At 71.8% G+C, this 13836-nt stretch carries 11 protein-coding genes; 9 read left to right on the top strand and 2 right to left on the bottom strand.

Translation table 11 applies throughout. The features are described 5' to 3' along the window. The first annotated feature begins 90 nt into the window (after positions 1-90). The 9 genes from ACOZ38_RS31595 (at position 91) to ACOZ38_RS31555 (ending at position 9508) form a co-directional block, all read left to right on the top strand. Positions 91-858 carry a metallophosphoesterase family protein gene (locus ACOZ38_RS31595; protein ID WP_424534739.1) on the top strand — a complete coding sequence of 256 codons (768 nt, stop codon included), beginning with the start codon at positions 91-93 and terminating at the stop codon, positions 856-858. Between the two features lie 86 nt (positions 859-944). Continuing rightward, positions 945-1382, top strand: coding sequence for an SRPBCC family protein (locus ACOZ38_RS31590; protein ID WP_424534738.1), 438 nt, complete (start codon positions 945-947; stop codon positions 1380-1382). After that, positions 1379-2563 carry an ArsA family ATPase gene (locus ACOZ38_RS31585; RefSeq protein WP_424534737.1) on the top strand — a complete coding sequence of 395 codons (1185 nt, stop codon included), beginning with the start codon at positions 1379-1381 and terminating at the stop codon, positions 2561-2563. The genes ACOZ38_RS31590 and ACOZ38_RS31585 overlap by 4 nt, the downstream gene beginning before the upstream one ends. Continuing rightward, entirely contained in the window at positions 2563-3177 is a 615-nt protein-coding gene (locus ACOZ38_RS31580; RefSeq protein ID WP_424534736.1) for a hypothetical protein, read from the top strand. Before ACOZ38_RS31585 ends, ACOZ38_RS31580 begins: the two co-directional genes overlap by 1 nt. Before the next feature lie 36 nt (positions 3178-3213). After that, entirely contained in the window at positions 3214-4158 is a 945-nt protein-coding gene (locus tag ACOZ38_RS31575; RefSeq protein ID WP_424534735.1) for an ROK family glucokinase, read from the top strand. Positions 4159-4195: 37 nt separating this feature from the next. After that, positions 4196-4888 carry an endonuclease/exonuclease/phosphatase family protein gene (locus ACOZ38_RS31570; protein ID WP_424534734.1) on the top strand — a complete coding sequence of 231 codons (693 nt, stop codon included), beginning with the start codon at positions 4196-4198 and terminating at the stop codon, positions 4886-4888. A 110-nt stretch (positions 4889-4998) separates the two neighbouring features. Beyond that, positions 4999-6231 (top strand): hypothetical protein, encoded by a 1233-nt coding sequence (locus tag ACOZ38_RS31565; protein WP_424534733.1) that lies wholly within the window; start codon positions 4999-5001, stop codon positions 6229-6231. Between the two features lie 152 nt (positions 6232-6383). Then, a complete protein-coding gene (locus ACOZ38_RS31560) occupies positions 6384-7925 on the top strand; it encodes a GH25 family lysozyme (protein WP_424534732.1) in 1542 nt (513 codons plus the stop codon). A 263-nt stretch (positions 7926-8188) separates the two neighbouring features. Further along, entirely contained in the window at positions 8189-9508 is a 1320-nt protein-coding gene (locus ACOZ38_RS31555; protein ID WP_424534731.1) for a hypothetical protein, read from the top strand. A gap of 249 nt (positions 9509-9757) precedes the next feature. On the opposite strand, the gene ACOZ38_RS31550 is transcribed toward ACOZ38_RS31555, so the two are convergent. After that, complete coding sequence (locus ACOZ38_RS31550) at positions 9758-10423, bottom strand: M15 family metallopeptidase (protein WP_424534730.1); 666 nt, start codon at positions 10421-10423, stop codon at positions 9758-9760. A 162-nt stretch (positions 10424-10585) separates the two neighbouring features. After that, on the bottom strand, positions 10586-13702 hold the full coding sequence (locus tag ACOZ38_RS31545) for an AfsR/SARP family transcriptional regulator (protein ID WP_424534729.1): 3117 nt from the start codon (positions 13700-13702) through the stop codon (positions 10586-10588). Positions 13703-13836 lie beyond the last annotated feature (134 nt).

The following is a 13836-nucleotide window of genomic DNA, read 5'->3' as shown; positions in this document are numbered from 1 at the left end:
CCGCCCGGCCCGAGCCGGTGACCTCGCGCGTGTCGTCTCTTGGCGGCCAAGCGCTAGGTCGGGTATGGCCCGGGTACTACGATGTCCGTCATGCGGGTCCATGTCGTCAGTGACGTCCACGGGCGCGCGGACGCCCTCTCCCGCGCGGGAGAGGGCGCCGACGTGCTCATCTGCCTCGGCGATCTGATCCTCTTCGTCGACTACCACGACCCCTCGCAGGGCATCTTCGGCGAGATGTTCGGCGAGGAGCGGGCGTCGGAGTTCATCGCGCTGCGCACGGCCGGCCGCTTCGAGGAGGCGCGGAGCATGTCCGCCGCGCTGTGGGCGTCCCTCGGCGGGGAGCCGCGCGACCACATCGAGGGAGCCGTCCGCGAGCAGTACACGCGCATCTTCGCCGCCATGCCCACGCCCGCCTACCTCACCTACGGCAACGTCGACCTGCCAGGTCTGTGGGGCGACTACGTCAGGGACGGTCATCACGTGCTCGACGGCCAGACCGCCGAGATCGGCGGGCTGACCTTCGGGTTCGTGGGTGGCGGCCTGCGCACCCGCTACCGCACCCCGAACGAGGTCGACGACGAGGAGTTCGCCCGCAAGGTCGAGGCGGTCGGCGCCGTCGACGTCCTCTGCTGCCACATCCCGCCCGCCGTCCCCGGCCTGCTGTACGACGTGGTGGCGCGGCGGTTCGAGCGGGGGAGCCGGGCGACGCTGGAGGCGATCAAGGCCACCCAGCCCCGCTACGCCCTTTTCGGCCACGTGCACCAGCCGCTGGCCGCGCGCACCCGCATCGGCCGCACCGAATGCGTCAACGTCGGGCATTTCCGCGGCCGGGGCAGCCCCTTCGCCCTCGACCTCTGAGCCCCGCCCCGCATGAGCGCCGCGCGACTTCGAAGATCGGCCGTGCGGACGTTCGCTCGGGAACGGTGAACGAGTACGGTAAGCCCATGGCTGATCGCACCACGTCCAGCATCACGATCGGCGCCGCCCCGTCGACCATCACGGCGGTCATCGCCGACTTCGCCACCTACCCCGAGTGGGCAGGTCAGGTGAAGTCCGCGAAGGTCCTGTCCGTGGGCGACGACGGGCGCCCGGCCACCGTGCGGTTCGTCCTCGACGCCGGGGTGATCAGCGACGAGTACACCCTGGCCTACCGCTGGCGCGGCGACGAGGCCGTCGACTGGGACATCGCCGAGCCCGGCAAGATGGTGTCCGCGCTCACCGGCAGCTACCGCCTCGCGGAGGCGGGCGGGCGCACCGAGGTGACGTACGAGCTGGCCGTCGACCTCAAGGTCCCCATGATCGGCATGATCAAGCGCAAGGCCGAGAAGGTCATCGTCGACACCGCGCTCAAGGGTCTCAAGAAGCGCGTCGAGGGCCGATGAGCGCCGGGACCCCGAGGATCCTCCTCTTCACCGGCAAGGGGGGAGTGGGCAAGACCACCGTGGCCGCGGCGACCGCCACGCTCGCCGCCCGCCGAGGGCTGAAGACGCTCGTGGTCTCCACCGACACCGCCCACTCCCTCGCCGACGCGCTCGGCGTGCCCGGCTCGGGCGAGCCCGCCGAGGCGGCCCCGGGCCTTTACCTCCAGCAGGTGGACACCCAGCGTGCCCTGGAGCGCCACTGGGGCGACCTGCGGGAGTACGCCAGGGGCCTGCTGGCCGAGCTCGGCCTCGACGAGATCACCTCCGAGGAGCTCACGGTGCTGCCGGGGGCCGAAGAGATCATCGCCCTGCTGGAGCTGCGCGAGCAGGTGCGCACCGGCCGGTGGGACGTCGTCGTGGTCGACTGCGCCCCGACGGCCGAGACGCTCCGCCTGCTCGCCCTTCCCGAGGCGCTCGACTGGCACGTCAGCCGCCTGCTGCCCGCCGGCCGCAGGCTGATGCGGGCGCTGGCCCCGGTGATCCGGCACGTCGCCCGCCTCAGCGTCCCCGAGGACGGCGTGGTGAGCGCGGGCGAGCGGCTGCACGCCGGGCTCATGGGGGTGCGCGAGCTGCTGACCGGCGACGACGCCTCCGTGCGGCTCGTGCTCACGCCCGAGGCCGTCGTGGTCGCCGAGGCCCGCCGCACCTTCACCTCCCTGAGCCTGTACGGCTACCGCGTCGACGCCGTCGTCGCCAACCGGGTGTTCCCGGACGACGGCTCCGACGCGTGGCGGCGCGGCTGGGTGGAGGCCCAGTCCAGGCACCTGGCGGCGGTAGAGGAGTCCTTCGCGCCGCTGCCCGTCCACCGGGTGCCCTACCTCCCCGCCGAGCCGGTCGGGCACGAGGCGCTGGCCGCGCTGGCGGAGGAGCTGTACGGCGAGGCCGACCCGTTCGCGCCGCCGTCCGGCGAGCCCCCGCTGACCATCCGGTCCGAGGGCGACGTCCACGAGCTGACCCTCGCCCTGCCGCTGGCGGACAAGAGCGAGGTCGATCTGGCGAGGAAGGGCGACGAGCTGATCGTCACCGCGGGCTCCTACCGCCGGGTCCTCGCGCTGCCCGCCGCGCTCGCCCGCAGATCGGTCATGGACGCGGCGCTCCGGGACGGCCACCTCCGGGTACGGTTCGAGGCAGGAGGGGCCTGATGACCGAAATGAACGAGAACCACGGCGACCTGCCCGAGGACGGGCGGCAGGAACGGCGCGAGCACACCGGCGGCGCCGGTGAGCGGCAGGACGTCCAGCGGGGCGTCAGCCGTGACGAGTGGCTGAGGGAGCGCGACCGGCGCGCGGCGGCCGACGACGAGCGGGCGGGGCGGCGCGAGGATCCCCGTGGCGGTGCCAGGGACGACCGGCCCGACCCCCTGAGCTCGATCACCGGCGAGGCGCGGAAGCTTTTCGACTCGCTGCAGCAGAGGGCGGGCCGCGAGCTCGGCAAGGGCATCGTCAAGGGCGGCGTGAGCGGCCTCGGCCAGGGGCTGGGGCAGGCCTTCGGCGGCGCGAAACGCGGAGCCGGAGACGTGTGGAGCGAGGCGGTGGCCGGGCATGACGATGATGAGTACATCTGCCGGGCCTGCCCCGTCTGCAGGCTCAAGGCCGCCAGGCGCGACGCCGGCGGCGACGTCGCCGACCACCTGATCACGGCGGGCGGCGAGCTTTTCGCCGCGTTCCGCCAGGCGGTCGACGCCATGTCGCGACCCGCCACGCCGAGGCGCCCCGGCGACACGGACACCCGAGTAGAGCACATCGACCTGGGCTGAGGGCCTGGCGGGATTCTCGGGGGGAAGGGATGAGAAATGGCGCTGACGATCGGCGTTGACATCGGCGGTACGAAGATCGCCGCCGGGGTCGTGGACGAGGACGGCCACATCGTGGAGAACCTCCTGCGGCCCACGCCCGCGGACAGCCCCGACAAGGTGGCGGACACGATCGCCGAGGCGGTGCTCGATCTCGCGAGCCGCCACGACGTCGAGGCCGTCGGGCTGGGCGCCGCCGGGTTCGTCGATGAGACGCGGTCGGTCGTCAGGTTCGCCCCGAACCTCGCCTGGCGTGAGGAACCCCTGCAGAAGAAGGTCGCCGAGCGGGTCAACCTGCCCGTCGTGGTGGAGAACGACGCCAACGCGATGGCCTGGGGCGAATACCGCTTCGGCGCCGGGCGCGGGGAGAGCCACGTCGTGTGCGTCACCGTCGGCACCGGCATCGGCGGCGGCCTGGTCTTCGGCGGCTCGCTGTACCGCGGCCGGTGGGGCATGGGCGCCGAGATGGGCCACATGCAGGTGGTTCCCGGAGGCCGCCTGTGCGGGTGCGGCAACCTCGGATGCTGGGAGCAGTACGCCAGCGGCAACGCCCTGGTCCACGACGCCAGGGTGGTCGCCGCCGCCGAGCCCGACCGCGCCGGCCGCATGCTGGAGCTCGCCGGAGGCTCGGTGTCCGACATCGAGGGCGAGCACGTCACGCAGGCCGCCCGCGAGGGCGACGCCGCGGCCCTGACCGCGTTCGCGACCATGGCCGAGTGGCTCGGCCATGGCATGGCCGACCTCGCCGCCGTGCTCGACCCGGGGTGCTTCATCCTGGGCGGCGGCGTCTCCCGCGCCGCCGACCTGTGGATCGACCAGGCCCGCGCGGCGTTCCTCCGCGCGCTGACCGCTCGCGAGCACCGGCCGCACGCCGACATCCGCCCGGCCGAGCTCGGACCGGCCGCCGGTCTGGTGGGCGCGGCCGACCTCGCCAGGCATCCCTGAGCGGGCACCTGGCACGAGGAACAGGCACCGGGGCCCCATGGTGATCCGCGTCGGCACCTACAACGTGCGGTCGATGTACGACGACAACGCCGCGCTGGCGCGGGTCATCAGGGCCATGGCGCCGGACGTGCTGTGCGTCCAGGAGGCCCCGCGCCTGCTCCGGTGGCGGAGCAGGCGCGCGGAGCTGGCCAGGGCCGCCGGCCTGCGGGTCGTCGCCGGGCGGCGCTGGGGCGGCGTGGCGGTGCTGGCCGCGCCGGGCACCCGGGTGGTCCACGCCGAGGGCCACCTGCTGCGGCCGTTCATGGGGCTGGAGCGGCGCGCGGTCGCCATCGCGGTGGTGGAGTGCGGGGGCAGCAGGATCACCGTCGCCTCCGTCCACCTGGACCTCGTCGCCGCCGCCCGGCTGTGCCACGCCATCGAGATCATGGCCCTGGTCGAGAGCGTGGCCGAGCGCTTCGGGGCCCCGATCGTGCTGGCGGGCGACGTCAACGAGCAGCCGGGCGGGGCCGCCTTCCAGTACTTCACCCGGCGCCTCGCCGACTGCTATCCGCTGGCGCCCCGGGGCGACGGCCTCACCTTCACGGCGAGGACGCCTGGGAGGCGGCTGGACGTGGTCTTCGCCGCCCCCGCGCTGTCGGTGCGGTCCTGCGGCGGCGTCGACGCCGCCGCGGCCGACCTCCAGGCCGCCACCGACCACCTGCCCGTCGTCGCCGAGCTCCTGGCGAGCTGAGCCTCCCTCGGTCCGGCCCAGGGCGACGGCCGCGCAGGGTTCAGGTGACCGTTTGGTCAACACTCGGGTACCTGCCACGCGCGTGATGGCAGGACACGTACGATTTGGACATGTCCCGCCGCTTGTCGCGGCGTGCGTTGCCGATGTGCGTGATGCTGACCGCCGTGCTGACCAGTGCCCTCATCCACGCCACCTCCGCAGCGCACGCCCATGCCGACCCGCCACGTCCCCGTGCCGCCGAGCGCGGCCCGGCGGGCCTGCTCCAGGAGTCGGCGACGGCGCGGCTGCAGACCGACGGGTCCCTGTCCGACGTGGTGGGCCTGTCCAAGACGAACATCTGGGCCGTCGGCCAGGAGGACGTCTGGGAGGCCTGGCAGAACCGCAGCGTGATCACCCACTGGGACGGCGGCACCTGGACCGGGATGGGCATACGCAACGACGCCTCCAGCGCCGGGCACCTGCGGTCGGTCGCGGCGGCCTCCCCCGGGGAGATCTGGGCGGTCGGCGACGGCCACGACGGCCTGCCGTACGTCGTGCGCGGCGACGGCTCGGCGTTCGACCGGGTCAGCGTGCCGCAGCTCGGCTCGGGTGACTCGCTCGGCGGCGTCGCGGCCGTTCCCGGCCGCATGGTCGCGGTGGGCAGCCGCACGAAGAAGACGCGCAGCGGCGCCCGCGGAGCCCGTGAGGAGCGCTTCGCGCTCGTCGCGACGTCCACGGCCAAGGGCTGGACGGTCGTCGACGGCAAGGTCAAGGGCACTTTGTACGGTGTCGCGCTGACGCGCAAGGGCGACGGGCTCGCGGTCGGGGACGGCGAGGCGGGCCCCCTGATCATGCGGCTGTCCGGGAACACCTGGAAGCCGATGGCGGCGCCGTCCGTCCAGGGAGGGTTCCTGCGCGACGTCTACATCGACGGGCCGAAGAAGGCCGTCGCCGTGGGCGGCGTCTACCACGACGGAGGGAAGATCGCGCCGCTGATCCTGACCTGGAACGGCAAGAGCTGGAGCCGGGCCTCGGTGCCCGGCCGCTACGCGGAGCTGTACGGCGTCACCGGGGACGGCAAGGGCCACTTCTGGGTGTCGGGGTTCGACCCCGACCACGCGAGCGCGGCGTACCTGCTTCGCGGCGGCGCGTCCGGGTGGCGGGTCGTCCGGGGGCAGACCTCGGCCAAGCCGCGCACCATGCGCCTGCAGGCCGTCACCCACGTCGGCGACCTGACGATGGCCGTCGGCCACGTGGTGGACGCCTCCGACCACTACACCGACGTGGTCGAGCGCTTCCAGCCGGACACCTCCAAGAGCGCGGCAACGAAGGTCAAGACCGAAGGCGCTCCGTCGGAGCGTTGAGGCCGGCCCGCCCTCGCCGCGGCGGCTCCATGCCGGTGCGGCGCGGTTGTAGCGAAATAGGAGTGAAGTTGAAGCACGCGGGGTGAGCGTGTCCTCAGCCGGGACGAACCGTCTCCGGCCACGAGGAGCACGTACAGAGAGGCACCCCCCTTATGGACCCCCGCGAGAACCAGCCGTCCCACCTCGTCGGCGAGCCTGGAGCCCTGGCCGCCTCAGGCCGATCCCCGGTCACGCGAGCACGCAGGACGCTCGTGCGCGTGGTGACCGCGATCGCCGCCCTCGGCGCCATGATCGTCGCCGGCGCCGTGCCGGCGAGCGCGGCTCCGGCGGGCTACTCCGTGGCCGGCACCGACGTCTCCAACCACGACGGCACGATCAACTGGGGTGACGTCGCGGCCAAGGGCGTGAAGTTCGGCTGGGCGAAAGCCACCGAGGGCCTCGACTTCGTCGACCCGCAGTTCAACGCGAACTACCACGGCGCCAAGAACAACGGCGTGTACATCGGGGCGTACGCGTTCGGCCGTCCCGACAAGGGCGTGGGCACGGGAAAGGCGCAGGCCGACTACCTGGTGGACCACGCTCAGTACGTCAACGACGGCAAGACCCTTCCCCTGCAACTCGACATCGAGTGGCCCTGGTGGACCACGGCCGCTCCGATATATCCGTGCTACGGGCTGTCCAGCAGCCAGATGGTGACCTGGATCCGCGACTTCGTGAACGAGGTGAAGTCACGCACCGGCAGGGACGCGGCGATATACACAAACCCCAACTGGTGGAACCAATGCACGGGCGGCAACGGGTCGTTCTCGGCCAACGCCCTCGAGACCTCCAACTACAGCGGCTCTCCGGGCGCGTTGCCCGCGGGGTGGTCGCGGTTCACCGCCTGGCAGTACGCCGGGTCCTCCAGCAGCCTCCCCGGCTCGCCCACGGTCTTCAACGGCACGCTGAGCGACCTCGCGGCCTTCGCGGGCGGCGGCGGTCTGGGGGTGCTGGAGTATTACCTGTCGGACAGTCAGGGTTCGAGTGTCGCGACGCGTCCGGTGATCTATTACGGCAACAGCCCGCAGATCCCGATCGTGGGTGACTGGAACGGGGACGGGGTGGACACGGTCAGTACCTATGACCCGACGACCAGTACTTTCTATATCAGTGACAACCCGGTCACCGGGAACGCCGAGCGTGTGATCCGCTATGGGGACCCTGGGGCGCAGCCGCTGGTGGGCGACTGGGACGGTGATGGCAAGGACAACATCGGGGTGAAGATGGGTTTCACCTATTACATGCGCACCGGTCCGGTGAGCGGCGCGGTCGAGAACACCGTGTCGGTGGCCTTTGGTGACGCTCCCTGGCTTCCGGTGGTGGGTGACTGGAACGGTGACGGCAAGGACACCATCAGCGCCTACAACCCCGCCAACGGGAATTTCCTGCTCAGTGACAACCCGGCCAACGGTGTGGCGCAGTACGTGATCGCTTACGGCAACCCCAACGCCATTCCGCTGGTGGGTGACTGGGACGGTGATGGGAAGGACAACATCGGGGTGAAGATGGGTGCGACCTATTACATGCGCACCGGTGCGGTGACCGGCGCCATCGAGAACACCAGGTCGATCGGTTACGGCAACACCACCGGGGACCTGCCCGTCATCGGCGACTGGAACGGTGACGGCATCGACACCCAGGGCCTCGCCCGCTAGACCCCACTTCAGCGGCGCGCATCCCCCGAAGGGGGCGGACTCCATGTCCGCCCCCTTCTCGCGTTTCCGTCCGCGGGCGATCGGCCGCGCCCCCCTTTCTCGCCCGCCTGCGCGTTTCGCCGGCCCGATAACGCAGGGCCGAATCGTCGTTCTGAAGCGATCGTTTCTGGAGCGAACTTAAAGCGAATTTGTAGAGCGCCGCCCGACTCTATGAATGTGCTCGAAAACGCAGAAACGACCGTAAATAGTTTGGAAGGGATCCAATGAGCATCTCAGCTCGGCTCCGCAGCCGCCTCACCCGTCTCGTCGCCACCTCCGCGATGGTCGGCGCCGCGTTCGCCGGCGTCGCCGTGGTCCAGGCCCCGCAGGCGAGCGCGGCGTCCAGTGTCGACGGCACCATCACCGCGTCCGAAGTGATCGCCCGCGCGTGGGACTGGGTCAACCGGCGGCCCTACATCAAGTACGACGCCAGCGGCAACACGAGCGCTCCCGATGTCTCGGGCCGCAACTACCGCCCCGACTGCTCGGGTGCAGTCTCCATGGCGTGGCACCTCGGCACCAGCCTGACCACCGCGACCCTGCCGGGCCGCGCGCCCAACGTGATCTCCTCCTCCCCCTCCAGCTCGACCGACCTGCGCCCGGGTGACCTGCTCAACGTCAACAACGGCAACGGCCACCACGCCGTCCTGTTCGACCACTGGGAACCGGACCACGTCCACTTCTCGGCCTTCTCCTTCGGCGGGGGCGCCGACGGGACCTCGCCGCCCACGCACGAGACCGGCAGGACCTTCAGCGGGACCGTCGGCGGTCACCCCGGTTACGTCTACACCGCCTACCGCTACGACAAGGTCGTCCAGGACGGCGGCGATCTGGGGGTGCTGGAGTATTACCTGTCGGACAGTCAGGGTTCGAGTGTCGCGACGCGTCCGGTGATCTATTACGGCAACAGCCCGCAGATCCCGATCGTGGGTGACTGGAACGGGGACGGGGTGGACACGGTCAGTACCTATGACCCGACGACCAGTACTTTCTATATCAGTGACAACCCGGTCACCGGGAACGCCGAGCGTGTGATCCGCTATGGGGACCCTGGGGCGCAGCCGCTGGTGGGCGACTGGGACGGTGATGGCAAGGACAACATCGGGGTGAAGATGGGTTTCACCTATTACATGCGCACCGGTCCGGTGAGCGGCGCGGTCGAGAACACCGTGTCGGTGGCCTTTGGTGACGCTCCCTGGCTTCCGGTGGTGGGTGACTGGAACGGTGACGGCAAGGACACCATCAGCGCCTACAACCCCGCCAACGGGAATTTCCTGCTCAGTGACAACCCGGCCAACGGTGTGGCGCAGTACGTGATCGCTTACGGCAACCCCAACGCCATTCCGCTGGTGGGTGACTGGGACGGTGATGGGAAGGACAACATCGGGGTGAAGATGGGTGCGACCTATTACATGCGCACCGGTGCGGTGACCGGCGCCATCGAGAACACCAGGTCGATCGGTTACGGCAACACCACCGGGGACCTGCCCGTCATCGGCGACTGGAACGGCGACGGCATCGACACCCAGGGCCTCGCCCGCTAGTCACCGAAGATACGGCCGGTAGGGCGGTGACCGTCGGACGCCCTCCGGAGAACGAACCGAGTGTGACCCTTGAGGGGGGCGGACGAACGTCCGCCCCCCTCAAGGCATGTGGTGAAAGGTCACGACGCTCATCGGCCGGCCCGCCGCGATATGGCGGGCCGGCCCCGGGCACGAAGAAATCCCGGGAAGGAAACCCTGTGTTTCAGGGGTCTTCCCGGGATCGTTTCTCTTCGTTACCGGTTCAGGTTCTCACCGGCCGGCGGGTGGCCAGTTCACATGGGAATAGCGGGCGGCCCCAGAGCCGGTGGCGAGCGCCCAATATCTGTCACCGTAGGACCAGTGCCACCATTCGGTCGGGTAATTGGTCAGCCCGGCCTCCTCGAGGACCTTGGAGAGGATCTCCCGGTTGGCCCTGGCCTCCACCGAGATGTTGGCCGCCGCCGTGTAGCAGGCGTCGTCGCTCTCCTCGGGGCTGGCGTTGACCTCGGTGCCCATCGGCAGTTCCTCCCCCGCCTCCGTGCACAGCGTGAGGTCCACGGCCGCGCCGCAGACGTGCGGAGCGATGTGGGGAGGGGACAGCGAGCGGCTGGTCTGCACGTAGAGATGATCTTCCGGCCATTCCGGGTTGGCCTCGCGAAGCCTGCCCGCGTACCCGGTGAAGTACCGCTCCTGCAGCGAGTATGGCCGGTACCCCTCCACCACGAGGAAGCGCAGCCCGTCCGGCAGCAGCTTCTGCGCCCGCAGGAGCCGCTGGGCCAGCCCCTCGCGGAGGTGGGCGAACGCGCCCTCCGGGTCGGCGAGGCGCCCGTCGAGGAGGATCTCGGTGTTCGCCCGCAGGTCCACCAGGGGCTCGCCCGACTCCGCGACCGGCACGGCGGCCACCCGGGGATCGGACATGAGAATGATCTGTGACACGCTCTCTCCTGAGCACTGTGCCAGGCGGAGCGACCGCCTGCGGCATCTGGCCCCCCGCGACGGCCGCGTGTTCGGCGGGCCTGTCGAGGCGGGCGGGCCTCACGCTGTCGGCCCTCGCCGCCAGGTTCGGCCGCCCCTCTAGAAGTTCTCTCCAAAAACGCGCTAAAGAGCGGAGAGAAGTTCCGTGTACTCCCGGGTGCCGAAGGCGGCGAAGACCCCGAGGGCCTCCTCGCGAAGCGCCCGCGCCCCCGCCGCGTCGCCGCGCGCCTCCCGTACGCTCGCCAGGTCACGCAGCGAGCGGGCACGGAAGAGCGGCAGCCCGAGGTCGTCCCACACGGCGATCGAACGGGTGAGCCGCTCCTCGGCCTCGGCGAGGTCGCCCCGCGCCAGGTGCAGCTCGCCGATCGTGCGCAGGATCAGCGCCTCCCCGAACCGGTCGGCCTGGCCGGTGCAGACGGCTAGAGCGTCCAGCAGGCCGGGCAGGACGGCGTCGTGCTCGCCCAGCCGGATGCGCGTCTTGGCCAGCGACTGGACCGCGTAGGCCTCCATCAGCACGTCGTCGGTCTCGCGCAGCAGCTCGACCGCCCGCGCGCTCAGCGTCTCGGCCAGGCGCAGGTCGCCCGACGCGCGATGCACCAGCGCGGTGGAGCGAAGGGTGAGGGCCTCCCCGCGCTTGCTGCCGAGCCTCCTGAACGCGGCGAGCGCGTCGTCGAGCAGCGCCGACGCGGCGGCGTAGTCGCCGCGTTCGAGGAACACCGACCCGGCCAGCCTCTTGGCGTAGCCGGTGCCCGAGTCGTCGCCGAGCTCCTCGAAGGCGGCCCCCGCCAGCTCCAGGTGGGGCAGCGCCTGCTCCATGTCGCCCTCCTCGCGGCAGGCGGTGCCGATGCCCGCGAGGGCGACCGCCTCCCCGTGGGCGTCCCCGCCCTTCCTGAACAGGGGGAGCGACTCGTGGAAGAACCCCCGAGCCTCGGGGTAGCGGTCCTGCCTGTTGCGGAGCTGGCCGAGCCCCACCAGCAGGGTCGCCTCGCCCAGCACGTCACCGGCCCTGCGCACGGCCGCCAGCGCCGCCTCGTGCGTGCGCCGCCACTCGTCGAACCTCGCGTCCACCGAGAACGAGGACGAGCACAGCGCCGCGCTCACCTCGCAGGCCACCTCGTGCAGGTCCATCGCGGCGGCCCGCTCGACGGCGACGACCAGGGCCGGGGCCTCGGCGTTGAACCACGCCGACATGCCGGCGGTGACGCGCTCGGAGGCCTCCGCGCCCAAGGGCAGAGCCTTGGTGTACCGCCTGCGCACGGGCAGGGCTCCCGAAGGGCTCCTGGAGGCCGTGCGCGTGATCAGCCACAGCCAGCCGCCCAGGGCGCGTGTCATGGCGGCGGCGCGCTCCTCCTCGGGGTCCTCGGCCTCCGCCCGCTCGGCCGCGTACACGCGCAACAGGTCGTGCAGCCGGTACCTCTCCTGCTGGGCGGTGTCGACGGTGACGAAGTCAACGAGCTGGGCGTCCATCAGCCGCTCCGTCACCTCCTCGCCCACCTGCTCGGGCACGCCGAGCAGCGCCGCGACCACCCATGAGGCGAAGTCCGGCACGCCGAGCAGTCCGAGCGCCCGGAACGCCTTCTTGGCCTGGGCGTCGAGCCCCCGGTAGCTCAGCGCGACGCTGGCCCGTACCTCCAGGTCGCCCGCGGTGAGCTCGTCCAGCCTGCGGCGCTCGTCGGCCAGCCGGGTGGCCAGGGTCTGGAGGGACCAGTGCGGCCGGGCGGCCAGCCGCGCGCCCGCCGTGCGAAGCGCCAGGGGCAGGTGGCCGCAGAGCAGGGCGATGCGCTGCGCGGCCTCGCGCTCGGCGTCGACCCGCGCGTGGCCGACGATGCGGGACAGCAGCTCCACGGCCGCGTCCGCCCGCAGGACGTCGAGGTCGGTGAGGCTCGTGCCCGCCAGCCCGACCAGCCGCTTGCGGGCGGTGACGATCACCGCGCAGGTGGGGCTGCCCGGCAGCAGGGGGCGGACCTGCCGCTCGGTGCCCGCGTCGTCGAGGACGACCAGCACGCGCCGGCCCGCGAGCATGCTGCGGTAGGCGTCGCCGCACTCCTCCAGGGTGCCGGGTATCCCGGAGGGCGGGACGCCTAGGGCGCGCAGGAACCGCCCGAGCACCTCAAGGGGAGGGGCGGGGGAGTCGCTGCCGCCGCGCAGGTCGGCGTACAGCTGCCCGTCCGGGTACGCGTCGGTCACCTCGTGGGCGACCTTGACCGCGAGCGCCGACTTGCCGACGCCGCCCTTGCCGGAGATCACCGCCACCGTGACCGTGTCGCTCGGGGCGTTCAGGCACGCGGTCAGCTCGGCGATCTGCGTGGCCCGCCCGGTGAAGTCGGCGACGCCGCGCGGCAGGTGCCCGGGCACGCCCGCCTGGCGCGGCTCCTCCTGGACGGCAGGCCGCGCGGGGGAGCCGCCCGTGCCGGCGGGGCTCGTGGCGGGAGCCTCGGGCGGCGGCGACGGGGTGACCGGGTCGACTGGGGCGGCGCTTCGCTGTACGCCGGGCCGGGCCGGCGAGGGGTCCCCCCGCAGCATGGCCTCGAACAGGTGCCGCAGCTCGGCGCCGGGGTCCACGCCCAGCTCGTCCGCCAGGGCGCGGCGGCCCTCGTGGTAGACGGCCAGCGCGTCCGCCTGGCGGCCCAGCCGGTACAGCGCCGTCATCAGCCGGCCGCGCAGCCGCTCGCGGGTGGGGTACGCCCAGACCAGCTCGGTCAGCTCGCCGACCAGCTCGGCCTCCCTGTGCATGGCGAGCTCCGCGCCGATCCGCTCCTCAAGGACCGAAAGGCGGGTCTGCTCCAGCCGCCCGGCCTCCCCGCGCAGCGCATCCCCGATGCCGCCGAGGGCCGACCCCCGCCACAGGGCCAGCGCGGCGCGCAGCTCGTCGGCGGCGGCGTCGTGACGGTCCTCGGCGGCGTGGCGGCGGCCCTCCGCCACCCTGTCCTCGAAGGTCCGCAGGTCGAGCTGCCCGTGCTCGGGCCTGATCAGGTAACCCGGCGGCCTGGTCTCCAGCAGGTGGTCCTGCCCGGCTTGCACCAGCGCGCGGCGCAGCCCGTACACGTAGGTCTGGATCAGCGCGTTGGCGCTGCTCGGCGGCCGGTCTCCCCACAGGGCGTCGACGAGGCGCTCACCGGAGACGACCCTGCCCGCGCTGAGGAGCAGTGCCGCCATGAGGGCACGCGGCTTCGGGCCGCCCAGCGAGAGCCGCTCCCCGCGATGCCAGGCTTCCACCGGACCGAGCAGAAGAAATTCCAACCGTCCTCCGTGGGCTCCCCAAGCCACCTAGAGGCAAGTGATAGCACTGACGCCCGCGAAACGGAACCCGTTTGGCGCGAGATCATCCGACAATCCGACACGGAGGTCTCGCCGGTTGTGGCCGGCACCCCCGC

It is taken from the genome of Sphaerisporangium viridialbum (assembly GCF_049674955.1).
Taxonomy (GTDB): domain Bacteria; phylum Actinomycetota; class Actinomycetes; order Streptosporangiales; family Streptosporangiaceae; genus Sphaerisporangium; species Sphaerisporangium viridialbum.
The sequence above is the reverse complement of the archived record's forward strand: the minus strand, read 5'-3'. Positions and strand labels throughout refer to the sequence as shown.